This is a genomic window from Sporosarcina pasteurii (assembly GCF_041295575.1).
Taxonomy (GTDB): domain Bacteria; phylum Bacillota; class Bacilli; order Bacillales_A; family Planococcaceae; genus Sporosarcina; species Sporosarcina pasteurii.
The window spans coordinates 2,343,638-2,368,866 of record NZ_CP160452.1 but is presented as its reverse complement, the minus strand read 5'-3'; the positions used below and the strand labels follow the sequence as shown (position 1 = coordinate 2,368,866).

At 39.5% G+C, this 25,229-nt stretch carries 25 protein-coding genes and 1 pseudogene; 23 read left to right on the top strand and 3 right to left on the bottom strand.

Annotated features, from left to right (window positions below; translation table 11 throughout):
• Nucleotides 1–19 precede the first annotated feature (19 nt).
• Nucleotides 20–907, bottom strand: coding sequence for an RluA family pseudouridine synthase (locus tag AB1H92_RS11200; RefSeq protein ID WP_115360221.1), 888 nt, complete (start codon nt 905–907; stop codon nt 20–22).
• A gap of 103 nt (nt 908–1,010) precedes the next feature.
• Entirely contained in the window at nt 1,011–1,787 is a 777-nt protein-coding gene (locus AB1H92_RS11195) for an enoyl-CoA hydratase-related protein (RefSeq protein WP_115360222.1), read from the bottom strand.
• A gap of 584 nt (nt 1,788–2,371) precedes the next feature.
• Between AB1H92_RS11195 and AB1H92_RS11190 the strand changes: the two genes are divergently transcribed.
• The 13 genes and pseudogenes from AB1H92_RS11190 to AB1H92_RS11130 form a co-directional block, all read left to right on the top strand.
• Nucleotides 2,372–3,217, top strand: coding sequence for a DegV family protein (locus tag AB1H92_RS11190; RefSeq protein ID WP_115360224.1), 846 nt, complete (start codon nt 2,372–2,374; stop codon nt 3,215–3,217).
• A 22-nt stretch (nt 3,218–3,239) separates the two neighbouring features.
• Nucleotides 3,240–4,619 (top strand): DEAD/DEAH box helicase, encoded by a 1,380-nt coding sequence (locus AB1H92_RS11185; protein WP_311157216.1) that lies wholly within the window; start codon nt 3,240–3,242, stop codon nt 4,617–4,619.
• Nucleotides 4,616–5,221 carry a ComF family protein gene (locus AB1H92_RS11180; protein ID WP_115360225.1) on the top strand — a complete coding sequence of 202 codons (606 nt, stop codon included), beginning with the start codon at nt 4,616–4,618 and terminating at the stop codon, nt 5,219–5,221. Before AB1H92_RS11185 ends, AB1H92_RS11180 begins: the two co-directional genes overlap by 4 nt.
• A 21-nt stretch (nt 5,222–5,242) precedes the next feature.
• Nucleotides 5,243–5,656 (top strand): TIGR03826 family flagellar region protein, encoded by a 414-nt coding sequence (locus AB1H92_RS11175; protein WP_115360226.1) that lies wholly within the window; start codon nt 5,243–5,245, stop codon nt 5,654–5,656.
• Nucleotides 5,657–5,746: 90 nt separating this feature from the next.
• A complete protein-coding gene (gene flgM / locus AB1H92_RS11170) occupies nt 5,747–6,010 on the top strand; it encodes a flagellar biosynthesis anti-sigma factor FlgM (protein ID WP_166739536.1) in 264 nt (87 codons plus the stop codon).
• A gap of 24 nt (nt 6,011–6,034) precedes the next feature.
• On the top strand, nt 6,035–6,535 hold the full coding sequence (locus AB1H92_RS11165; protein WP_115364032.1) for a flagellar protein FlgN: 501 nt from the start codon (nt 6,035–6,037) through the stop codon (nt 6,533–6,535).
• Between the two features lie 12 nt (nt 6,536–6,547).
• Nucleotides 6,548–8,089: a flagellar hook-associated protein FlgK gene (gene flgK, locus AB1H92_RS11160; protein ID WP_115360228.1), complete on the top strand. Its 1,542-nt coding sequence runs from the start codon at nt 6,548–6,550 to the stop codon at nt 8,087–8,089.
• 18 nt (nt 8,090–8,107) lie between these two features.
• Nucleotides 8,108–9,016 carry a flagellar hook-associated protein FlgL gene (flgL, locus tag AB1H92_RS11155; protein WP_115360229.1) on the top strand — a complete coding sequence of 303 codons (909 nt, stop codon included), beginning with the start codon at nt 8,108–8,110 and terminating at the stop codon, nt 9,014–9,016.
• A gap of 15 nt (nt 9,017–9,031) precedes the next feature.
• Complete coding sequence (locus tag AB1H92_RS11150) at nt 9,032–9,586, top strand: DUF6470 family protein (protein ID WP_115360230.1); 555 nt, start codon at nt 9,032–9,034, stop codon at nt 9,584–9,586.
• Nucleotides 9,587–9,863: 277 nt separating this feature from the next.
• Nucleotides 9,864–10,313, top strand: coding sequence for a flagellar assembly protein FliW (fliW, locus tag AB1H92_RS11145; RefSeq protein WP_115360231.1), 450 nt, complete (start codon nt 9,864–9,866; stop codon nt 10,311–10,313).
• A gap of 3 nt (nt 10,314–10,316) precedes the next feature.
• A complete protein-coding gene (csrA, locus tag AB1H92_RS11140; RefSeq protein WP_115360232.1) occupies nt 10,317–10,538 on the top strand; it encodes a carbon storage regulator CsrA in 222 nt (73 codons plus the stop codon).
• Nucleotides 10,539–10,693: 155 nt separating this feature from the next.
• Nucleotides 10,694–11,416, top strand: coding sequence for a flagellin (locus tag AB1H92_RS11135; RefSeq protein WP_115360233.1), 723 nt, complete (start codon nt 10,694–10,696; stop codon nt 11,414–11,416).
• Nucleotides 11,417–11,771: 355 nt separating this feature from the next.
• Nucleotides 11,772–11,885 (top strand): annotated as a pseudogene (locus AB1H92_RS11130) (flagellin); the annotation flags it as partial.
• A gap of 1,071 nt (nt 11,886–12,956) precedes the next feature.
• Here the strand turns inward: AB1H92_RS11130 and AB1H92_RS11125 are convergent.
• A complete protein-coding gene (locus AB1H92_RS11125; protein ID WP_115360235.1) occupies nt 12,957–14,957 on the bottom strand; it encodes a methyl-accepting chemotaxis protein in 2,001 nt (666 codons plus the stop codon).
• 167 nt (nt 14,958–15,124) lie between these two features.
• Between AB1H92_RS11125 and flaG the strand changes: the two genes are divergently transcribed.
• From flaG to ftsX, 10 genes are all read left to right on the top strand, one after another.
• A complete protein-coding gene (gene flaG, locus AB1H92_RS11120; protein WP_115360236.1) occupies nt 15,125–15,463 on the top strand; it encodes a flagellar protein FlaG in 339 nt (112 codons plus the stop codon).
• Nucleotides 15,464–15,480: 17 nt separating this feature from the next.
• The gene (locus AB1H92_RS11115; protein WP_115360237.1) at nt 15,481–16,932 is read left to right on the top strand and encodes a flagellar hook-associated protein 2; all 1,452 of its coding nucleotides are present in this window, start codon (nt 15,481–15,483) and stop codon (nt 16,930–16,932) included.
• A gap of 39 nt (nt 16,933–16,971) precedes the next feature.
• The gene (fliS, locus tag AB1H92_RS11110) at nt 16,972–17,373 is read left to right on the top strand and encodes a flagellar export chaperone FliS (protein ID WP_115360238.1); all 402 of its coding nucleotides are present in this window, start codon (nt 16,972–16,974) and stop codon (nt 17,371–17,373) included.
• Nucleotides 17,370–17,723 carry a flagellar protein FliT gene (locus tag AB1H92_RS11105; RefSeq protein ID WP_115360239.1) on the top strand — a complete coding sequence of 118 codons (354 nt, stop codon included), beginning with the start codon at nt 17,370–17,372 and terminating at the stop codon, nt 17,721–17,723. The genes fliS and AB1H92_RS11105 overlap by 4 nt, the downstream gene beginning before the upstream one ends.
• A 562-nt stretch (nt 17,724–18,285) precedes the next feature.
• Nucleotides 18,286–18,846: a ribosome hibernation-promoting factor, HPF/YfiA family gene (hpf, locus tag AB1H92_RS11100; RefSeq protein WP_115364033.1), complete on the top strand. Its 561-nt coding sequence runs from the start codon at nt 18,286–18,288 to the stop codon at nt 18,844–18,846.
• A gap of 291 nt (nt 18,847–19,137) precedes the next feature.
• Entirely contained in the window at nt 19,138–21,645 is a 2,508-nt protein-coding gene (secA, locus tag AB1H92_RS11095) for a preprotein translocase subunit SecA (RefSeq protein ID WP_115360240.1), read from the top strand.
• 35 nt (nt 21,646–21,680) lie between these two features.
• Nucleotides 21,681–22,782, top strand: a protein-coding gene (gene prfB / locus AB1H92_RS11090) for a peptide chain release factor 2 (RefSeq protein ID WP_115364034.1) whose coding sequence is annotated in 2 segments (ribosomal slippage) — nt 21,681–21,752 and nt 21,754–22,782 — 1,101 coding nt in all. Because the reading frame shifts where the segments join, the coding sequence is not laid out codon by codon here.
• A 253-nt stretch (nt 22,783–23,035) separates the two neighbouring features.
• Nucleotides 23,036–23,371 carry a cytochrome c551 gene (gene cccB / locus AB1H92_RS11085; protein WP_115360241.1) on the top strand — a complete coding sequence of 112 codons (336 nt, stop codon included), beginning with the start codon at nt 23,036–23,038 and terminating at the stop codon, nt 23,369–23,371.
• Nucleotides 23,372–23,647: 276 nt separating this feature from the next.
• Nucleotides 23,648–24,334, top strand: a complete 687-nt coding sequence (gene ftsE, locus AB1H92_RS11080; RefSeq protein WP_115360242.1) for a cell division ATP-binding protein FtsE — start codon at nt 23,648–23,650, stop codon at nt 24,332–24,334.
• Nucleotides 24,324–25,208, top strand: coding sequence for a permease-like cell division protein FtsX (gene ftsX / locus AB1H92_RS11075; RefSeq protein ID WP_115360243.1), 885 nt, complete (start codon nt 24,324–24,326; stop codon nt 25,206–25,208). Before ftsE ends, ftsX begins: the two co-directional genes overlap by 11 nt.
• Nucleotides 25,209–25,229: the final 21 nt, after the last annotated feature.

The following is a 25,229-nucleotide window of genomic DNA, read 5'->3' as shown; positions in this document are numbered from 1 at the left end:
CTTTGTCATTGATGGATATTTAGAAACCTTTTAAAAAAGATGCGGGAACTTTTGATTCAAATGTTAAGAATTCATTAGTTGTCGGGTGAGTCAATGAAATCTTGTGTGCATGTAAACCGAGTCTACCGATCGTTCGAGTTTGTGCACCATATTTTTTATCCCCGACAATTGGGTGTCCTATGTCTTGCATATGAACACGGATTTGGTTTTTTCTACCTGTTTCCAAATGAACTTCTAATAAGGAGTTTTGGCGGCTCGTCTTCAATACATTGTAATGGGTAACCGCTTTTTGTCCGTCATTCGGTTTATGACTTGAATAGACGATAAACGCTCGATTTTCTTTTAACCACGAAGTAATTGTGCCGTCTTTTTTTACGCGACCTTCGACTAGCGCAACATAGGCACGTTCTGGAACGATGTCATGCCAGTTATTTTGTAAAGTTTGTTGGATTTCTTTGCTTTTCGCAAAAATCATTACACCAGACGTATCCCGATCTAAACGGTGAACGATAAAGATACGATTGTTCTGATGAACGGTTTTCACATAATCCATTAACTGCCGATATGCAGTTACATGACGCTCATTTTTAGAAGCGACCGTTAACAAGCCAGCTTCTTTTTCAACGACTATGATGTCATCGTCTTCAAATAAAATCCGAATACCTGATAGCTTGACGGTTTCGGTTGCAACACGCGCATGAATTTGAACGGTGTCACCTGGGTGGAGTGTATCGTTAAATTGCGTAGAAAATTTGCCATTGACGACAACTTGTCCGCGACTCAACACACCTTTTACCGCATTTCTACTTCTATTCGGATGTTTTTCATATAAAAATGCGAGTAGTTCACTGGATTCTTCAACAATCCATTCGCCGTCTAACTCGCGGGACCTTGCTTTTCTTTTCATAAAGAACTTCCTTTCGTCAACCAAATAAGAATCTGTTCTCTTACCATATAAAAAAACAGTAGACAAAGTCAAAAAAAGAATTTGTCTACTGCGAGAAGTTAATTCATTTCCCTTGAAATTGTGGTGTTCTTTTTTCAGCAAAAGCAGTTAATGCTTCGATTCGATCCTCAGTTGGAATCGTTAGTTCATACGCTTTGCGCTCAATGGATAGCCCAGTTTGTAAGTCGACGTTCATGCCATTTTTAATCGCAAACTTGGCTTGTTGTAAAGCAACAGGACCGTTTGCCAACATGAGATTGGCAAAGGCAGTTGTTTCTTCCAATAAATCATTTGCGGGAACAACTTTTGTCAACATGCCATACTCAAGCGCTTCTTCAGCGTTCAAACGGCGGGCTGTTAAAATTAATTCCAATGCATTCGTTTCTCCGATTAACCGTGGAAGACGCTGTGTACCGCCCGCACCTGGGATAATCGCAAGGCTTGTCTCTGTTAAGCCCATTAAAGCGGAGTCGGCAGCGATACGGAAGTCACATGCAAGCGCGAGTTCAGTGCCACCGCCAAATGCAAAACCGTTAATCATTGCGATGGTCGGTTGTGGCAGCTGTTCAATCGCGGTAAAAACTTCGCCTATTTTATAAAGATTACGTTTTACTTGTAAGTCTGTTAATGTTTTTCGTTCTTTTAAATCCGCCCCCACGCTAAAAGAACGTTCCCCTGCGCCTGTAAAAATAACGACGCGAATATCGGGATTAATTCGAATGGCTTCTGTAATTTGACCGAGTTCGACGAGCATGTCGTAATTAAAAGCATTTAACCCTTCTGGTCGATTTAATGTCACCAAAGCAAGATTTCCCCTTTGTTCATATAGAACAGTTTCCATAAACATTTCCCCCTTAAAACTTCTGTATTCTATTAAAATATATCATGAAAGGGATGGTTATTCCATGGTAGAATGATAATTCACCAAATTATAACTATTAAATTAAAATGTTGATTTCCATTACAGGCGGACGCTTTTCCAGCTTTAGCAGGCAGATATACTCGAGTCATATGCCAAATTAACTGCGTAGCAAAAAGAGCTACTACGTTAATTCGTCTTATGCTTGTCGCATCTAACCGCCTCCTGCAGCTTTCATTATTTCCGTGGGGCATCCTGTTGTATACTCCTGCTTATAACACTACGCTTTTGCTAATCCCACAGGAAGAGCCGTCACGAAGAACGGCTTTTGCGAACAAAAAGCGAAGCGTTTGAGAGCACTCGCCGCCTTCCACTCCAATCAACAGAGACGCCATTAAATGACAATCCTATAACATTCGTCATTCTAATTAAAGAAAACAATTATAAAATTAACTCTATAATTCCGTTAAATTAAAAAGTCATTTTAAAGAAGCATTCATAATTCTACATTCAATATTCCAATTCCACTGATGTTTAGGTAGAATGTAAGCTAGGAGTTGATTGTGTTGAAAACTGTGATTGTTACAGATAGTACGGCATATTTGCCCTTACATAAAATGGAGGAATTGAATGTTAAAATGATCCCGCTTACAGTCATTTTGGACGGGGAGTCTTATGATGAAGAGGTGGATATTTCTTCGCCGGATTTTTACGACCGGGTTCGAGGAGATGGCCCGTTACCAAAAACATCGCAACCGCCGATTGGAAGGTTCGTTTCTCTATTTGAATCGCTAAAAGAAGAGTACGATGCCATTATTTCTATTCATTTATCCAGCGGCATTAGTGGAACGTATGCAGGCGCGGTACAAGCTGGCGAAATGGTGGACGGTGTCGATGTGTATGCATTCGACTCGGAGTTGTCTTGTTATTTGCAAGGGTTTTACGTATTGCGTGCAGCGGAAATGGCTCAAACAGGGGCAACACCGGAAGCGATTTTAGCTGAATTAAATGAAATGAAAAAGACGATGCGCGCTTACTTTATGGTCGATGATTTGGCGCATTTACAACGTGGCGGAAGATTATCAGGGGCGCAAGCATTTATCGGGAGTTTATTACAAGTTAAGCCAATTTTACATTTTGATGAAAAAGTGATTGTTCCTTATGAAAAAATCCGTACACGTAAAAAGGCGATGAAGCGAATCGCGGAAATGCTTGCGGAAGATGCAGAGAAAATGCCATTGGAAGCAGCCATTATTCATGCAAACTGTCCGGAAGATGCGGAGAAGTGGTTAGCAGAATTATCCGCGGAATTGCCAAATGTTGATTTTACAATTAGTCATTTTGGTCCTGTTATCGGTACGCATTTAGGAGAAGGCTCGATGGGGCTTGGCTGGGTGAAAAAAGGAAACTAAATTAACTGGGGGTATGTTCGAGATGATGAAAGATACCGATTTTACTCTAAGAGATTTTTTGGCAGGTCGTATTTGGCATCGGGAACATATCCCTTTTGATACTGAAATCATCGATGCACATATTAAAGCAGGTCATATAAAAGTCATTTCTGGCGTAACGAAAACATCAAAGTACTTTCAACAAACGCATTATTTTTGTCGACGCTGTGAAAATGAAGAACAGGCCAGATTCACAACATTTCAATGTGCGAAATGTGATGGGCCATGTGCTTACTGCAGGCAATGTCTCAAGATGGGACGTGTGTCCGTTTGTACGGAACTGATTGCTTGGATAGGAGAAGACTTAGTATTCGCCAATGATCATCAAATTGCTTGGCAAGGAAATTTGACTCCTTTACAGAAAAAAGCATCTGCTGAACTCATTGAGAGTAATCATCAGAAAAAGTCACACCTTATTTACGCCGTATGTGGAGCGGGGAAAACGGAAATTTTATTTGAACCAATTTATGAATTGTTAAAGGATGGAAAGCGTATTTGTCTCGCAGCACCCCGAGTTGATGTGATTTTAGAACTTGAACCGCGCTTGAAAGCGGCATTTCCAGAGACGCCTATCGATGCGTTGTATGGTGGAGCAAAACCGAGTCTAGCACCTGCACAGCTGATACTTGCGACAACTCATCAACTATACCGTTTTCAAGAAGCTTTCGATGTCATTTTTGTCGATGAAGCAGATGCTTTTCCCTATACAGCGGATGGAACATTAAAGCGTGCAGTGAAGAAAGCGGCCAAAAAGGATGCGCCTATTCATTTTGTTACGGCAACACCGTCGAAACAACTTATTGTAGAAGCAAATAAGCAAGGAGCAATCTCGTCCATCCCCAGACGTTTTCATGGACATCCCCTCCCAGTCCCTCGGTATGAATCTTTATGGAATTACAAACAGAAATTCGAAAAAGGGAAACTTCCCCCCAAACTTGTAAACTGGGTTCGTGAACGATTAGATCATCAACAACCATTTCTTATTTTCTTTCATCATATTGAATTAATGGAAAAAGCTTTACCAATTTTTCAAACAATTGATGAACGTATTCAATCCGTCCATGCGGCGCATGAAAATCGTAAAGCGCATGTCCTGGCATTAAGAAATAATGAAGTACCTGGATTATTAACGACAACCATTTTAGAACGCGGCATTACGATACCGAATGTTCAAGTCGCCGTCGTAGGTGCTGAACAACAAATTTTTACGAAAGGCGCACTCGTTCAAATTGGCGGACGTGTTGGGCGTGCTGTCACTTATCCAGATGGAGATTTTGTACTTTTTCATCATGGCATATCGAATGCGATGGATGATGCAAGAAAAGAGATCGTTAATTTAAATAAAAAAGGAGGGAAATTATGAAGGAATGTTTACTCTGTGCAACGTCTTTAGAGACATTGCCTTCGTGGAAATCGCTTGTTGGAATGGAAGAACAAGAGGTAATTTGCGAAAGGTGTTCAAATTCATTTGAAAGAGCCGATATAAAAGAGGAAGGTACAACACTCGCATCCATTACTTCTCTATTTATGTATAATGATGCGATGAAAGATTATTTACATCAATTTAAGTTTTTACAAGACATTGCATTGGCAAAGGTCTTTAGAAAAGAACTAAATGGTGTATTAAAAGGAAAAACGAATATCGTGCCGATTCCCATGCACCCAGAGAAAAAACTTGCAAGAACATTTGCGCAAGTTGAGGCGTTGCTTGATGCTGCGAATATCCCTTATCTCAATGTATTAGAAAAACTTGATACAGGTGCAATGGGGGAAAAAACGAGACGTGAACGACTGGAAATGAAACCTTTATTTACATTAAAACAAGAAATTCAAATTCAACCGGAAACGTATATACTTGTCGATGATATTTATACAACAGGCACGACGCTTCAGCATGCGGCGAAAATATTAAAAGAAGCAGGTGCATTACGTGTTGAAGCTGTGACGTTAATTCGTGCGAAATAGACATTGAAAGGAAAGAAAACGATGGCTGAGCTAAGAGATTGTCCAACTTGTGGAGGATTTTTCAATTACACAGGTGTGCGAGAAGTTTGCGTACAATGTGCTCAAAAAGAAGAGAAGAAATACGAGGAAGTGTATCGTTTTTTACGAAGAAGAGAAAACCGTGCAGCAACGGTTGAACGGATTGTTGAAGTGACGGGTGTCACGGAATCATTGCTTCACAATTGGGTTAGGAAAGGGCGCTTGCAACCTGCTTTATTTCCAAACTTGGGTTATCCATGCGATCAATGTGGAAGCCTCACAACGAGCGGGAAACTATGTGAAACTTGTGCAACAGCGTTACAAAGTGACTTAAAAGCGTTTGAAGCTGCCCAAGAATTTAGGGATGCTATAAGCGAATCTGATGCGAAAGCCTATTATACAAATCCTAATAAATAACTAAGATAATCGTTCAAAAGACCTCTTAATGATTAATGAAATATACCGACATAACAGAGTAAGAACGAAATTATGAAGGAGTGGGACGCGATGAAGATTAATAGAATAAATATCCCAGCGGTTAATCCTTATAGGACCAATGAGCTCAAAGTTGGGAAGTCTGCTCAACATAGCGCTCAACAACAAGATAAAATTGAAATCTCGTCTAAGGCAAAGCAACTTTCAGAGATGAATTCTTACGGGGCAGAAAGAAAAGACCATGTGCAAAAGATTAAAGAACAAATCGAAGCAGGAACGTACAAAGTGAATGCGGAAGAAGTTGCTAAATCGCTAATTGACTATTATAAGAAATAATGATGAATGAAAGTAGCTGACAACATGTCGATCCAACCAATACTAGCGGCGCTAACAAACTTAGAAAAAATGCATAGCAGTTTATTAAGCCTTGCGCATGATAAGACAGCGGTTATTAAAGAGGGCGATATGGCGGCGCTCAATCAACTTTTAAAAGACGAACAAGCTCATCTTGCCGCCATCGCCCAAATCGAACAACAAAGACAACTGGCTGTAGCAGATTATTTGAAGAAACAAGGACGCTTCGTATCTGAAAATCCTACGATATCGGATGTCTTAAGTGCGGTACAGTCAACGAGTGAAAAAGAGAGCCTTACGGAGGCGAAGAACCGTCTCCTGCATGTGATTCATGACTTGAAATGGCAAAACGACTTGAACCAAAAGTTAACCTATCAATCTCTTCAATTCGTGAATCTATCGCTGGACATGGTACGACCACAACAAGAAGCTGTGACCTATTCAAAAAACGAAATCAGTGGAAAGTTAGAAATGAGAACACGACCAACTTTTGATTCACAAGCTTGAGGAGGAAATTAAATGCGCTCTACTTTTATGGGGCTTGAAACGAATAAACGCGGATTGTATACACAACAATCTGCCCTATATACAACGGGACATAATATTAGTAATGCGAATACGGATGGCTATTCCCGTCAACGAGTCAATATGCAAGCGACAGCGGGCTATCCTGGTGTTGGGCTAAATTCGGGGACAATGCCTGGATTTATTGGAACGGGCGTAGAAGCGGGTTCGATTCAACGAATTCGAGACTCCTTCGTTGATCACCAGTTTAGGCAAGAAGCGAATAAATTAGGCTACTGGGAATCACGATCACAAGCGATATCTCAAATGGAAGATGTATTAAATGAACCGTCTCATTATGGATTACAGAAATCACTGAGCCAATTTTGGCAATCATTACAGGACCTAGCAGTGAACCCTGAAAATGCGGGGGCACGTGCAGTTGCGATACAAAACGGGGTCGCGGTCGCTGAATCATTTAACTACATACATAAATCATTAACGGAAATCCAAACAAATTTAGGAACGGAAATTAATGTCTCAACGAAGGATATAAATTCACTTCTTCAACAAATTGCAGAGCTTAACCGACAAATTACTCAAGTGGAGCCAAACGGCTATATGCCGAATGATCTTTACGATGCAAGAGATGTTTTACTTGATGAACTCTCTATGTATATCCCGATAGAAATAGCTTATGAAAAATCAGGTGGACGAGCACTTGCTATTGCGGAAGGTTCCGTGACTGTAACATTGAAATTGGATGAAGGTGACCCTGTCACACTTGTCGCGGGGAACCATTCTGCGACATTGACAACGCAACCAACATCATTAATAGATGAGGATAAAAACAATCGCCCAATTACAGGGATTCATATTGCAGGCATTGCCGGTGAAGACTCAACAATTCAGCACAGTGATTTATTAGACGTTGGAAAAATGAAATCATTGATGAATTCATATGGGGTTGCGGAAGAAGAAGGGGCTACGGGACTTTATCCGAACATGCTAACCGAACTGAATAGAATGGCGGCAGCTTTTGCAAATCAAATCAATGCGATACATATGAACGGAACGGATTTGAATGGAAATCAAGGTGGGTACTTCTTTGATGTAAAAGTAAACGGTGAATCATTTACTGCCGCAAATATTATGGTTGATGCAGCATTGGAAAACAACACGAGTTTACTAGCTGCATCCGATTCAGCACCTGGAAATCCTGAAGAAGGAAACGGAAAAAATGCCCAAAGACTTGCCGATGCGCAGTCTAGGCCATTAGACAGTCTTGGAGGTTCGACGATAGAGACGTTTTACCAAAGCGTTATTGGAGAACTTGGTGTCGAAGGTCTTCAAGTGGAAAAACTTAAAACGAATACTGGAACATTATTAGGCGCTGTCGAACACCGACGTGCTTCGATTAGCTCTGTTTCCCTCGATGAAGAGATGACGGATATGATTAAATTTCAACAAGCATATAATGCATCCGCCCGAATGATTACAGTCATTGACGAAACACTTGATAAAATCATTAACGGCATGGGTATCGTTGGTAGGTAAGAAAGGAGTTTTTATTAAATGCGTGTCACACAGTCAATGCTGTCCAATAATATGCTGCGGAACCTTTCCGCAAGTTACAATAAAATGGGCAAGCTACAAGATCAACTGACAACAGGTAAAAAGGTGAATCGCCCATCTGATGACCCGGTTACGGTTATGAAAGGAATGAATTTCCGTAAGCAAGTCGATAAAGTAGCGCAATTCCAACGCAACTTAGGTGAAGTGAACAACTGGCTTGACAGCTCAGACGATGCGCTTGATCACGTTGGCTCAGCATTACACCGTGCAAATGAACTGATGCTAAATGCTGCAAACGGCACACTTACGCAGCAGGATAGAGAATCAATTTTAGCTGAAATAAAAGAATTACGGAAAACAGTCCAAGACCTTTCAAATACAAAGGTGGGCGATAAATATATTTTTAGTGGAACGAAAACGGGGACTCCGTTGTTTGGCGAAGATGGTTATCCGAAAAATGACAATACCGATCTTGATAACCCTATCGAAATACTAACAGGATTTACAAATAGTGTTGAAATAGAAGTCTTCGACGGTGTGATGCTAACTGTAAATACAAACGGAATAGATATGTTTAAAAATATCGATGAAATGTTCCAAGATATCGAAGATGCAATTGAGTCTACGAATCCATCAGAGATTCAAGGGTTCATTCAAGCAACACAGGAGCAATTAGACGTTGTTTTAATGGCACGTGCAAATATCGGTGCACGTCAAAATCGTGTGGAAATGATGGAACATCGCCTAACAGCACAAGAAGGCATTGCGAAAAAGCAAATGTCTGAAAACGAGGACATTGAATATGAAGAAGTCATTACTGAAATGATTACGGAAGAATCCATTCATCGTGCCGCACTTGCGATTGGTGCGAGGATTATTCAGCCATCGTTGGTTGATTTTTTACGATAATAATTAGGTGATAATATGAATATCCCACAAATTCAAATTGAAATAACACGCGGCAGAATAGGCTTGCGGATTGACAAACCGGTTCAAACTATTGAACAACCGAGGGCAATCATTCACCAAGAACAACTTGCTGCCGTACTCGAAATGTCATCGACGCCTGCGAAGTTATCAATTGATACGACAGAAGCGAGGGCGGATTTGGATTTAAAAAGCGTTTTTAAAAGAATCGAAGAATATGCCCAACTTGGTAAGCAAGGCGTTATGGAAGGCATTGCAAGGCGGGCTGAAGAAGGCCAGCAATTATTGCGAATTGAAAATGGCGGTAATATGATAAAGGAACTGGCAATCAAAAACAGCACACCATCACCTAATCCAATCGGCATTCGATTCGTAGGCGACAGGTCAAAAGTTAACATGTCCTTTCAGCCGGGAATACTTTCTATCGAAGCGACTCCACAAAAGCCGAGATTTGATGTAACGGTTCAAGCGCCTGTGCATCATTACGAGCCGGGCAAAGTAACCGGGTTTATAGAAGAGTGGCCATCTATACAAATTGATGTAAAAGGGTAAGTAAAATATATGTACAACAGAAGATTGGTGACAAGACAATCTTTTTTTTATGAAAACATTACCATATACAGTGAACTAAGGATTGCATCTGAAACATACTGTTGATTTCCGTTCTGAGCAGACGCTTTCCGTGGGGCGTGCGGTGAGTCTCCTCGGTCGCTTTTCTCCACTGCGGGGTCTCACCTGTCACGCTAATCCCATAGGAAACGCCGCTCTGCACTCCAATCAACCTAAATGTCACAAATATTTATTTCACTATAAAAAAGGAGAAGTTTATATGCAAATCGAAACAAAATTTCATGGGGAAATGGAAGTAAGTAAAAGTGATTTGTGGCAGTTTCCAAAAGGCATGCCTGGCTTTGAAGAAGAAAAAGAATTTGTTTTATTATCAATTGAAGGCAATGCTGTTTTTCGAGTACTTCAATCAGTCCAAACTCCAAACGTCGCTTTTATCGTCGGCAATCCGTATACGTTTACAGAAGACTATTCATTTAAAATCGACGAACCGACAGTTGAATTACTCAAAATAGAAAAGCCCGAAGATATTTTCGTGCTTGGCATTATTTCATTAAAAGATCCATTCGAAGCATCAACGATTAACCTGCAAGCGCCGGTAATTTTCCATGCTGAAAATAAAACAGCGAAACAAATGATTGTAAATGATGAATCTTTTTCCCTTCGCCATCCAATTGGTGAAAGCCAATCATCAGCGAAAGAGGAGGCGTAAACGATGTTAGTACTTTCACGAAAAAGCAATGAAACAATTAAAGTTGGTGATGATATAGAATTGCGCATCCTGGAAGTAAAAGGGGATACGGTTCGTATCGGCATCGAAGCTCCAAAATCAGTTGATATTTTAAGAGGCGAACTTGTCCAGTCGATTTCTGAGACGAATACAGAAGCAATTACAATGGATGCCACACTTTTTTCACAATTAACAAAGAAAAAATAAAGTTTTTATAAAAAAGGCTAAACACTTACTTAGCTCGACCGATATTAGTGTTGTAAGCGACAAATAAGAGTGCGGCCGACTCTTAAACACGCGAACAAAACAAAATCAGGTTCACAGGGACGTGAACCGAACAGACACTCAAGGAGGAAATTAAAATGAGAATTAACCATAACATTGCGGCGCTGAATACTCACCGCCAACTAGGTATGAACAACAATGCAGCTTCAAAAAACTTGGAGAAACTGTCTTCAGGTCTTCAAATTAACCGTGCAGGAGACGACGCAGCAGGTCTTGCGATTTCTGAAAAAATGCGTAACCAAATTCGCGGTATGGAACAAGCTTCTACAAACGCACAAGATGGTATTTCACTCATCCAAACAGCTGAAGGTGCATTGAACGAAACACATGCAATGCTACAACGTATGGCTGAGCTTTATACTAAAGCGGGTAACGAAACACTTACAGCCGATGACAATGCTAAAATCCAAGCTGAGATTGATGAACTAGTTTCACAAATCGACGACATTGCAAACCAAACACAGTTTAATACAAAGAATTTATTAAACGCTGCTACTGACGTAGTCTTCCAGGTAGGTGCAAATGAAGATGAAACAATTACGCTTACACTAAGCGACAACACTGCTGCTACACTAGGCGTAAATGCTCTTACTACATTAGATGGGACAAACGCTACGGCAAAAGCGAACTTAACGGCTGTTCAAGCAGCAATTAACACTGTATCTGAAAACCGTTCAAACCTTGGTGCAGTTCAAAACCGTCTTGAACACACAATTAACAACCTAGGTGCATCTGCAGAAAACTTAACAGCTGCGGAATCACGTATCCGCGACGTTGATTATGTCTTAACTGCTGCATAAGTAGTAACAGACACAGTCGTCCTAACTGGTAACGGTTAGTGAGTACGATCGGGTGAATTGCTGGAAACCCCTTAGAACTTTTCTTGCCACAACGTAACTGGAAACGGTAAGCGTGACGGTTTCAAAAAAGAAAAGATTGGGCAATCAGCAGCGAAGCTCCTGTCTTGAAAGAGTGGAGAACGTCCAACGACTAGGGTATACCATCTAAAAGCTAATGCTCATGATGATGAAACCTGTAGGAAACATAAGATTGAGTACCTTATGAATCCGAAGCGCCCGACCCCTAATCAATACCCAGAAGGTATATAAGGGTGAAGATATAGTCTAGTCATTAGTGAAAGCTAATGTTCGCACGATGGCGAAAGAAATGATGGAGTTTACTAAAAACAACATCTTAACTCAAGCAGCACAAGCAATGCTGGCTCAATCAAATCAAATTCCGAATGGAGTACTTCAACTTCTGCGATAATTTGATTGCATGGGCGTCTATATCAGTAATGATATAGATGATTACTGGGTGGATTGCTGGAACATCCTGAGAGCTCTTCTACCACAGCGGAACTGGAAACGGTAAACGTGACGGTTTGAAAAACGAAGAGATTGGACAATCAGCAGCGAAGCCCCTGTCGGGAAACCGTGGGGAACGTTCAACGACTAGGGTATACCGTCTAAGGTAAATGCTATGACGATGAAATCCGTAGGGTGTTACGAGTCGTAACATTCGAAGTGCCCAGCATCCTTATAATCGATCATTTTAAAGACAATTGAACGTAAGGATGAAGATATAGTCTATTCTATGCTCGAAAGACATAGTGGCAAAGCAAGCCAACCAACAACCACAAGGAGTACTACAACTTCTACGTTAATTTTAATAATCAAGACACGGTCCGCGAAAGCGACCGTGTTTTTTAGTATGAATTCAAAGTGATGCTTTTATATATTTTGCAGAGGAAAGTTCGAGGTTTACTTTGGAAATCGTATCTATTCAATGAGGCAAAGTAGTAAATAGAATTTGATAGGGATTTAATAAATAGAAGATTGAGGAAGTGTTAGCTATGCCTCAGTCAAATACTATTTGATAATAATCAAGAATGGCCAAAGTTTAATTTACTCACGGAGAAGGTCGCTTGTTGTTTATTTTCCGGGAAATTATTATTGTAATGGATAGAAGAGCCCAAGCATTTAATCTACTCGGATTTCGAATAGATTTCATTACCTAGGCTCCCTAAAATACTCCGAAACCTGCACAACCCTAACATTCCGCGTATTCAATTCATGATAAATACCACGGCTGTCAGTAAAGGAAATATATCTGTCACGTTCACTTTGGATAAGTCCCTCCGCTTTTTCTTGAGACTCCATATGAATAAACCTTCGAATATAATGTTCTTCATCAAAAAAGTAAGTGACTTTAAATTCCTTCACGCCAATCAACTCCTTATCTTGTAACGATAGTATTCCATTTTAAACGACTTCTAAAACGGTGAATAAACGCAAAAATACCCTGCCTACAATTTGAGGCAGGGTATATAATTTATTATTAAACTGTAAATCGATTTACGGCATTCGTTAGTTCTTCACTTAACTTGGTAAGTTGTTCTGCAGCATCAGTCACAGACTGAATCGCACGCAACTGCTCGTCAGTTGAAGCACTTACTTCTTCACATGCCGCTGCTGTTTCCTGAGATGTTGCCGCCATTGTTTGGATTGTTTGGGCTACATCGTCTTTTAAAGCGTCGATATGTGTAATTTCATTCGCAACTGAATCGATTGCACTTTGCATGTCTGTCATTAACGCAGAGATTTCGCTGAATGTCATTTCTGTTTCGTTGACGACTGCTCCTTGACTTTGGAAGTTTTCGCGTGTGTTTTCCAGTTGTGCGGAGACGAGTTGAGATTCTTCTTGAAGTTCTCGCACTGTTACCTGTACCTCATCGGTTGCTCTTGCAGATTGTTCAGCAAGTTTACGTACTTCTTCGGCAACGACTGCAAAGCCTTTTCCGTGTTCGCCGGCACGAGCCGCCTCGATGCTTGCGTTAAGTGCAAGTAGATTTGTCTGAGATGAAATCTGGGTAATCGTGTTCATGACATTTCCTATGGCGCCCACTTTATCTTCCAATCCGCCAATCACTTCTGCCATCGCCTGAAGCGTTGTTTCAAATTCGGAAAATGACGAATTGAGTTCGTTCATTTGTGCCCGTCCGTTCACGTTCATCGTATCGGCCTTAATGGCAATTTCAGTCATCGCTGCCGCTTTTTCAGTAATATCATTAATTTGTGTACTAAGTGAATCGGAATGTTCAGATGCAGTTTCAGCATCTTCCGCTGATCGTGAAGCCCCGTGAGCAATCTCATTCACAGCATAAGCTACTTCTTCACTGGAAGCACTCGTTTCCTCGGAAACTGCGCTTAAACTTTCAGAACTAGTTCGTACGTTAAGTGCTGAATCATTCACTACTCGAATAATATCATTCATATTTTCAATCATTTGATTAAAATTCGTGGATAATTGTCCAATTTCATCTTTCGCTTGAATGTCTGACCGAACCGTTAAATCCCCGTTTGAAACATCGTCCATTAAAGTATTGAGTTGAGCAAGTGGACGAATGGAATGACTAATTAAGAAATATAAAGCGATACAAAAGAGCACTAATGTGATGATTGCTATAAAAATCATCGTGGTTTGTGTTTCAGTCGCTACTTGATTTAAGTTTTTAATATCATAAACCGCAGCTATTTTCCAATTGTAATTCGGGATTGTTGTATAAACAAAAACACGTTCGACTTGGTCTTCAGTGAAATATATCACACCATGATCTTCTGCCGAATTGTACATTTCTTCAACATAAGGTCGATTGATTAATGATTCGCCGCGCATTTCTGGATGCACAATCGCGACACCATCTTGGTCTAACATGACCGCATATCCGCCGTGGCCGAGTTGTCTCTTCTCAAATTCATCTGTTAATGCTGTCAGTTGAATATCAAGCCCGAGTACACCTTTCGTTTGGCTGCTTTCTCGTACCGCTTTTGAAGCAGTCACGACCATTTCTCCCGTAGCCGCATCCATATACGGGACGGACCATTGTACGATGTCGGGAGAGTTCTCCGCATTTTTAAACCAATCCCGCTCACTTGCATCGAAATCCCCAAGATCAACATACGGCCTGATAATGACTTTTCCATTCATCTCGGAGTGATAGACAGATGAAGCATCTTTAAATAAATCAATGAATGCCGTAAACTCATTTTCTAACGTAACGAGTCGTCGTGCAGCTTCCTGCTTGTCATCGCCGCTATCACCTTCGTAATCAAGCACAATTGATGTATTAGACAGTTGGTAAATTCCTTTATCAAATTGCTCAAGAAAATTTGAGGTTGAGTGACTCATTTCTTCTATAAGAACAGAACTTTGTGCTAGGACACTTTCCTCTGTCTTGGTTTTCACTTGTAATCCGCTCACGAAGGTCATCACGCCTACCCCTAAGAGAAAAAGTGCAATGACCGTAAAGATAATTCTCGTTTTAATTGATTTAAACATTACTTGCCCCCACCTTACTTCCTATAAAATAACTACATATGTAGTACTTCGGTCCATCTCATCAATTGTTTAATAAAGTTCACAATTATTTCTTCAATAATTCCATTAAACATTTAGACAGGTTTGTCGATATATAACATAGTGTTCTAAATATGGGGAGGTTGGGTATGTTGGTGAATCGAATAGAAGGTACTCAGTCTGCAATACAAATTGAAAACCTAATGAAAGAACAATCCGAAAAAATAGACATAAATGATAGTAAAACGAACAATGTAGGATTATCTATAACGAATGCAAAAACAATGACCGAAAGTATAAATCAGTTCTTAACAAGTACAGATTCTCATTTGAAGTTTGAGCTTCATGAGGAATTAAACGAGTACTACGTAAAAATTGTAAATACGAAAACAGACGAAGTGATCCGTGAAATTCCATCAAAAAAACTAATGGATGTGCATGCGGCGTTGAAAGAGTTTGTTGGATTATTAGTAGACCAAAAAATTTAAGGAAGGTGTGAACAATCTTGAGAATTAGCGGATTAGCAACAGGAATGGATACAGAATCAATTATTCGAGATATGATGACGGCACACCGATTACCACTCGATAAAATTACACAACGAAAACAATATTTAGAATGGCAATTAGACGATTATCGTAGTATCAATCGGGATTTAAAATCTATGAGTGATAACTTATTTGATACGGTGATGAGACAAGGCACGTATTTAGCGAAGCAAGTAAATATTTCTAATGAAAACGCGGTAAACATTCGCAGTTTGAGCGCAACTTCGGAGTTTGCTGGAACGCTATCTATCGAGAAACTGGCAACTGCAGCAACATTACATAGTGCTGAAGGAATTACATTAGAAGGAGAGCATACAGTAAACTCTACATTACAGGAACTAGGAATAGTTGGATCTGAAATCACAATCCAAGCTCCTGGCGCTGAGACAGTAACACTCACTTTCGATCCAGCAAAGGATACATTGACAACAGTGTTAAGTCGTATTAATAAAGAAGCCAATGTGACTGCTTTTTATGACTCTTTTACGGGAAAGATTGCGATGACTTCAAAAAACAGCGGTACTGGTGAGATTGGAGTATCAGGTGATCTTGGGACTGCATTAAAGTTAACGAATGGAACAAAAACTGAAGGTCAAAATGCACAGTTTACATTCAATGGTCTTGAAACAGAACGTACTTCAAATACATTCCAAATTAATGGATTCGAAATTACATTAAAAGAAGTAAGCGAAGCACCGATTACGTTCAGTTCATCACCGGACACTGATAAAGTTTTAGAGTCAGTCGTTAAATTCGTTGACGATTACAATAAATTAATTGAAGAATTAAACGCAAAAATAAAAGAGCCAAGATATCGTGATTTCCAGCCGCTTTCAGACGAACAAAAAGCAGAAATGAAGGAAAAGGAAATCGAATTGTGGGAAGAAAAAGCGATGAGTGGAACGCTTCGTAATGATTCTACGATACAAAGCTTGCTACAAAGAATGCGTACGGCTTTAAATGGTGCAGTTGGTACGACGGATCCTAAGCTCCGATTAAGTGATATTGGGATTACACCTTCTAAAAACTATTTAGACAACGGTAAACTTGTCATTGATGAAGATAAATTGCGTCAAGTCATTTCAGAGAACCCAAATAAAGTATACGAAGTGTTAGGGAAATCTGGTGAGAACGAGGAAGATAGAGGTCTTGTTGGCCGTCTTCGTACAGCTATCGATGACACGAGAAAAGTCATTACGGCTCGAGCAGGGAATGCCGGCGCCGTCAATGATACATTTACGCTTGGTCGAACATTAAAACAAATGGACAGCCAAATTGAACGCTTCCAAACAAGAATGCAACAAGTTGAAGACCGTTATTGGAAACAGTTCACTCGAATGGAAATGGCAATCCAACGTGCCAACGCACAATCCGCCCAACTGATGAGTGCATTTGGTGGAATGATGTAAGAATCGATATAAAATAGAATGATGAAAAGGAGAAATTTAATGGCTATTCACAACCCATATGCAGCATATCAGAATAACTCGGTAAACACTTCAACGCCTGGAGAATTGACGTTAATGCTTTATAATGGCTGTTTGAAATTTATTGAACAAGCAAAACGAGCCCTGGAAAATGGGAATATTGAAGAGAAAAATACGGCAATTCAGAAGGCACAAGCCATTATTTCAGAATTAATGGTGACGTTAGATACATCCGTGCCAGTCGCTGAAAATATGATGATTCTTTATGAATTTGCAAATAGCAGACTGGTTGACGGAAATATTACAAATGATGCGGCTTTATTCGACGAGGCGGCAGGGATTATTAGAGAATTCCGTGATACTTGGAAGGAAGTTATCCAAATTAATCGTCAAAAACAGTATGCGAACGTAGATGAAATATGATTAGACAAGCACTTGTTAATTGGCATAGAGCGACAGAAAGTCTTTTAAGTATTTCAGGAAATGTGAGTGACGAGAAGCGTGATGAAGCCATCAAAAAAATTGAGAAGCTTTTAGACGTTCGTGACCAGCTTCAGCCTGAAATAAAAGCTCCCTTTACTAAAGAGGAAGAAGCGCTAGGCAAGGAACTAACTCAGTTAGAAGTTACCTTACAAGCGCAATTAGCCATTTTTATAAAAGGAATTCGCCAAGATATTTCAGTTGCCCAATCGAAGAAGACAAATATGAAAAATTACGTGAATCCCTATGGAAATATGGCCCGTGACGGCGCTTATTATGATACAAAACAATAACTACTTACCCAAAGAGAACGAGACTCTTTGGGTTTTTGTTTAGTTCTTGGTGCAATCCATGGTCAAATGAAAATTATGGCATTTGGATTTATATTATGTTTAAGCGCATTATACATAACCATGCATAGTTTGATGATCCTGGACTTGTTACAGCAAGTGAACAAAATTAATTAAATTCCCTACACACTAAGTAGAAAATGAAAATGCTGGAATTCATAATTCTAGTGAGTTTTTGCATACTAAAAAGAACATGATTTATTGAACCTTTGAATACAATAGAAAAGTTGTGACAACTTTAACAAGGATAAATATTAAAACACGAAATTTGTCGAAACTTCACACTAAATGATTGGAAACTATGGTATAATATAGGTAATGAAAGGATGTCCTTCACTTTCATCAGACGTCTTATTCTAGGTGAATCCAATTCATTTTGAAAAGATCTCAAGAATACTTCTTTAAATTTCGACAAAATGGTAAAAATTTTTTAAAGGTTTTAGAAGGACTTTTTGGGGAACATATAGAAGTATACATTGAGAGTTATTTTAAAGGAGGAGTTTATATGCTAAACTTTAACATCCGTGGCGAGAACATAGAGGTGACTCCAGCGATTCGTGACCATGTGGAGAACAAAGTAAGTAAACTTGAGAGGTACTTTAATGATGGTTCGAATGCAACAGCTAATGTAAACTTAAAAGTATATAACGATAGACAGACGAAAGTTGAAATTACAATACCTATGAAGAACTTAACGCTTCGAGCGGAAGAACGTCATGACGATATGTATGCGGCAGTTGATCTAATTGTAGATAAACTAGAACGTCAAATCCGTAAATACAAAACGAGAGTGAATCGTAAATTCCGTGAACGTGAAGGCGTCGCAGCATTTCTTGAATCTGTCAGTAAAAATACTGAACCAGCACAGGAGCAAGAAAACGATGAGGAATTCTCAGTAGTTCGAACGAAGCGCTTTGATTTAAAGCCAATGGATGAAGAAGAAGCAATCCTTCAAATGAATATGCTAGGTCATAATTTCTTCGTATATACGGATGCTGACTCTGAAGAAACAAACATTGTTTATAAACGAAGAGATGGTAAGTACGGTTTAATCGAAACGAGTTAATTGTATAAATTGTATAAAGAGATTCTCCGTGTGTGAGACTACACGGAGAATCTTTTTTTGTTTAAGGACAAAATATATATAAACCGAATCAGTATTATGGGACGAGATAATGTTTATTGCTGCATTAATCAACAAATTACATATTAGATTGTAACCATGCAATAAGAAGTTCATTTAACAAGATAATAAAATAAAGATGTTAATTTACACAAAACTACACAGTTGAGACATTTGCACCTCGCATTTTGCAGTGTTAAAATGAAGGGTGAATTAAAATAGGATGTGACTTAAATGCTGAATGTATTAAGTAGAATATTCGATTCAAATAAAAGAGAGTTAAAACGATTAGAACGAGTGGCAAATCAAGTAGAAGCACTTGCTGAAGAAATGAAGCAACTATCAGATGAAGCGCTCACTAGTAAAACAGAAGAGTTTAAAGAGCGTCTCCTAAATGGTGAAACGTTAGAAGACCTTCAAGTAGAAGCATTTGCGGTCGTTCGTGAAGCTTCCCAACGTGTATTAAATATGTATCCATTCCGTGTGCAACTGATTGGTGCAGCAGCATTACATGAAGGAAATATTGCCGAGATGAAGACCGGTGAAGGTAAAACTTTAACTTCTACACTTGCAGTTTATTTAAATGCGTTGACAGGTAAAGGTGTGCACGTCATTACTGTAAACGAATATTTAGCAAGTCGTGATGCTGAGGAAATGGGGGTTCTTTATGAATTCCTAGGACTAACAGTTGGTTTAAACTTGAATAGTATGACAAAAGAAGAAAAACGTGAAGCATACGCAGCGGACATCACATATAGTACAAATAATGAACTTGGTTTTGACTATTTAAGAGATAATATGGTCCTGTATAGCCATGATAAAGTACAACGTCCGCTGTATTTTGCAGTCATTGACGAAGTCGACTCCATTTTAATTGACGAGGCGAGAACACCGCTAATTATTTCTGGTCAAGCGGCTAAAGCGGCAAATCTGTATCGACTGGCCAATACGTTTGTGACGACATTAAAAGCGGAAGAAGACTACTCGTATGACGAATCAACAAAAGGTGTTGTGTTAACAGAAAAAGGTGTTGAGAAAGCTGAAAAAGCGTTTAAAATCGACAATTTATTCGATTTAGACCATGTGGTGCTTTTACATGGCATTAACCAGGCATTGAAGGCACATGTAAGCATGCATATCGACATTGATTATGTTGTTGAGGACGGCGATGTGGTGATTGTTGACTCCTTCACAGGACGTCTCATGAAAGGACGTCGTTATAGTGATGGATTGCACCAGGCGATCGAGGCAAAGGAAGGATTAGAAGTCCAGAATGAGTCGATGACACTCGCAACAATCACTTTCCAGAACTATTTCCGTATGTATGAAAAGTTATCAGGGATGACAGGTACAGCGAAAACAGAGGAAGAAGAATTCCGTAATATTTATAATATGCAAGTTATCGAAATTCCTACAAATCGTCCAATTATCCGTGATGACCGTGCGGATCTAATTTATTCGACGATGGATGGGAAGTTTAAGGCGGTTGCTGAAGACATTAAAGAACGACATGAAAAAGGTCAGCCTGTTCTTGTAGGTACTGTAGCAATTGAAACGTCTGAAATTATTTCGGATTACTTGAAAAAATTTGGCGTTAAGCATGAAGTTTTGAACGCTAAGCAACATGAACGCGAAGCCGAAATTATTTTAAATGCCGGTCAACAAGGCGCGGTAACAATTGCGACAAACATGGCAGGTCGTGGTACTGATATTAAACTTGGCGAAGGGGTTATTGAAGCTGGCGGTTTAGCGGTCATTGGTACAGAAAGACACGAATCGCGCCGTATCGACAACCAATTACGTGGTCGTTCAGGTCGTCAAGGAGACCCAGGTGTTACACAGTTTTATTTATCCTTAGAAGATGATTTAATGCGTAGATTTGGTTCTGACCAAATGAAGTCTATGATGACAAGGCTTGGGATGGATGATTCTACGCCAATTCAGTCAAAAATGGTTTCTCGTTCAGTTGAATCGGCACAGCGCCGCGTTGAGGGGAATAACTTTGATGCACGTAAACGTCTACTACAATATGATGACGTTTTACGCCAACAACGTGAAGTCATTTATGAAGAACGAAATGAAGTACTTGAATCCGAAAACATAAAAGAAATTGTCGAAAAGATGATTTTGGGAGTCATTGACCGAACGGTTTCAGCCCATACGGCAAATGAAAGTCCTTCTGATTGGAACTTAAAAGGGCTTGAAGATTTCATCGCTGCAAACCTTCTTCCTGAAGGTCGAGTAACAGCAGCTGATTTTGAAGGAAAATCCCCTGAGCAAATTAAAGAATTAATTCAAGATAACGTAACGGAACGTTATCAGGAAAAAGAAGTAGAAATGACAGAAGAACGCATGCGCGAATTCGAAAAGGTCATAGTACTTCGTGCGATCGATATGAAATGGACGGACCATATCGATGCGATGGATCAGCTACGTCATGGGATTCATTTACGTGCATACGGTCAAACGGATCCGCTTCGTGAATATCAAAGTGAAGGATTTACAATGTTCGAAGATATGGTATTGGCCATTGAAAATGATGCGGCCCGTTTTGCGATGAAAGCGGAAATCCGCGATAACCTTGAACGTGAAGAAGTTGCAAAAGGTCAGGCAGTGAATCCTGATGAAGGCAACGAACAAAAGAAGCGTCAGCCAGTTCGTCGCTCAGTGAATATCGGACGAAACGATCCATGTACTTGCGGCAGCGGTAAAAAGTTTAAACATTGCCATGGCAGAAACTAATAAGAAGGCAATCGATTTTGGGAGGAATTTTTATGATGGAATTATCAGATGTACGGAACGAGCTTGACACTACAGCTAAGAAATTAGTGGACTTTAGGGGGTCTCTTTGACTTAGAAAATAAAGAGGCGCGCATCCAAGAGTTAGATGAGGTCATGACCGAACCAGGGTTTTGGGATGATCAAGAAGCGGCACAGAAAGTGATTAACGAGTCTAATTCCTTGAAAGATGTTGTTGGAGATTTTACGGAATTAACGGATACGCAAGAAAACCTTGAAATGACACTCGAGTTATTACGTGAAGAATCTGATGAGGAGTTACAAGAAGAACTTGCTGCAGAGCTTAAAGCGTTTATGCAAAAGTTAGAAGACTTCGAACTTCATTTATTGCTCAGTGGGGAGTTCGACAAACATAATGCCGTACTCGAACTACATTCTGGGGCAGGCGGTACAGAGTCACAAGATTGGGCGTCCATGCTCCTTCGTATGTACACGCGTTGGGCGGAACAACATAAGTTTTCAGTTGAAACAATCGATTATCAAGCGGGCGATGAGGCTGGCGTCAAATCAGTTACATTATCAATTAAAGGACATAATGCATTCGGTTATTTGAAGGCAGAAAAAGGTGTCCATCGACTGGTACGTATTTCACCGTTCGATTCATCAGGTCGTCGTCACACATCTTTCGTATCGTGTGAAGTCATGCCTGAATTTGATGGCGATATCGATATTGAAATCCGTACAGAAGATCTAAAAATTGACACATATCGTTCAAGTGGTGCAGGTGGTCAGCACGTTAACGTAACAGATTCAGCTGTTCGAATTACCCATGAGCCGACAGGAACTGTTGTAACGTGTCAAACTGAGCGTTCTCAGATTAAAAACCGTGAGCGTGCGATGAATCTATTGAAATCGAAGTTATATCAGTTGAAAGTTGAAGAAGAAGAGGCACGTTTGAGAGAAATTCGTGGGGAACAAAAAGAAATTGGGTGGGGAAGTCAAATTCGTTCCTACGTATTCCACCCGTATTCAATGGTAAAAGACCATAGAACGGACGCAGAAACAGGGAATGTTGGTGCTGTGATGGATGGCGAATTGGATATGTTCATCAATGCTTATTTACGTTCGCAAATCAATTAACATGTTTTGAAATGGATTAAAAGGTGTATATATCAATTATGACAATCATATTTTCTATCGTCCGACAGAATACAGTTAATAAAAAACGTTCGAAAAGATTTAACAATTACTGTAAAAGCTATAGGTATCGTATTTTCGGCGCTTTACGTAAAGTTGAACGATGCGTAGAAAGGTTCAATTAAATGCATTATTGGTATACTAATCTATAAGGAACTATGTATTCCTAAAACATTTCATTGAAGGAGGGAACAGTGTGAAGAAAAAGTTATTAGCAGCTATTTTCGGAGCAACACTTGTTCTCGGGGCGTGTGGCGGAGGAAATGACACGAGCAACGAGACGGATACAGGAACGTCAGGTGGCGAAACTGCAGCAGTTGATGCAGAAGCGGTCGTACAACAAAAATGTATCTCATGTCATGGTGGCGACCTAACAGGCGCGAGTGCACCAGCAATCGATAAAGCTGGAGCAAATTATAGTGAAGAAGAAATTCTTGACATTATTCTAAATGGTCAAGGCGGTATGCCAGGTGGAATTGCTAAAGGCGCAGAAGCTGAAGCAGTTGCAGCTTGGCTAGCAGAAAAGAAATAATACTTAGAACAAAACCGTTAACAGACATTTTTCTGTTAACGGTTTTTTTGTGAGAATTAACGTGAAATATGTGGAATTTTTTCCATCCTTAAAATCGAGAGAAAATTAGTTTTAGTAAAGTAATGGAAAACCATACAAAGTATACAAATTCCGTCAAATAATACAACGAAGTTTGATATAAATGAAATATAACTGTAATAATTTTTGACAAGAAAACATGTTATACTCGATATGCTATAAAAATAGAGGCAAAAAATAGATTCAGGTGGTTTTATTTTGATAAAAATGAAAAATGTATATAAAAAATACGCGAATGGTGTCGTTGCCTCAAACGGAATTAATATCGAAATTGGTCGAGGCGAATTCGTTTATGTAGTTGGGCCAAGTGGAGCTGGAAAATCAACATTCATTAAAATGATGTATAGAGAAGAAACGCCAACAAGTGGTGAAATTCTTTTTAGTGATATAAATATTGCAACGTTAAAACAAAAGCAAATTCCTCAATTACGACGTCGTATGGGCGTGGTCTTTCAAGACTTTAAACTGTTGCCCATGTTGAATGTCTATGAAAATATTGCGTTTGCACTAGAAGTGATTGAAGAATCACCTACAAATATTCGAAAAAAAGTGAACGAGGTTTTAGCACTTGTTGGGCTAACCCAAAAAGCAAGAATGTTTCCAAACGAGTTATCAGGTGGAGAACAACAACGGGTTTCCATTGCTAGGTCTATTGTCAACCAGCCGGAAATTGTAATTGCTGATGAACCGACCGGAAACTTAGATCCAGAGACGTCTTGGGAAATCATGGACGTACTAGAGAAAATTAATGCCCGTGGAACGACCATAATTATGGCAACCCATAATAAAGAAATTGTCAATACGATGAGACATCGGGTTGTTGCAATTGAAGGCGGTATAATCACCAGAGATGAAATTGGAGGTGATTACGGCTATGAAAGGTAGAACAATTAAAAGACATTTACGGGAAAGTTTTAAAAGTGTTGGTCGTAATCGATGGATGACATTTGCATCGATTAGTGCTGTAACCGTTACATTACTACTAGTTGGTGTATTCCTTGTTTTAATGATGAATTTAAATAAAATTGCGAATAACTTAGAAGAAGATGTCGAAATCAAAATCATTGTCGATTTAGCGGCAGATGAGGAAGCAATCGCAAAACTTGAAGAAAAATTGAAAGCAAATCCAAGTCTCACCGATATTAGGTTTTCTTCCAACGAAGAAGAACTTGAAATCATGATTAAAGGTTACGGTGAAGAACTGGGTTTATATAAACAAAGTAACCCGCTTCGACATGTTTTTTATGTTAGAGCGATAGACCCGCAAGAAACTGTAAAAGTTGCAAAAGAGATTGGTACATATGAGTACGCATTTGAAGTGATTTATGGTGAAGGTAAAGTTGAAAAACTATTTAACATCTTAAATACAGGCCGAAATATTGGTATTGTACTGATTGTTGCTTTATTGTTTACGGCGATGTTCTTAATTTCCAACACAATTCGCGTGACAATCGTAGCACGTAGAAATGAAATTGAGATAATGAAACTTGTAGGCGCAACAAATAATTTTGTTCGTATCCCGTTTGTATTAGAAGGGATATGGCTCGGAATACTCGGGGCTTTGTTACCGATGATTCTACTTACTGTCGCCTACTTTAACCTTTATGATTATATCCAACCAAAATTAGAAGGTGAATTATTCCAACCGCTTTCTAAAACACCGTTTATCTATCAATTAAACGGGTTACTTCTTTTCACCGGGATTTTTATCGGTGTTTGGGGTAGTTTTATGTCAGTCAGAAAGTTTTTGAAAGTCTAATAGATAAAAAGAGATAGCTGA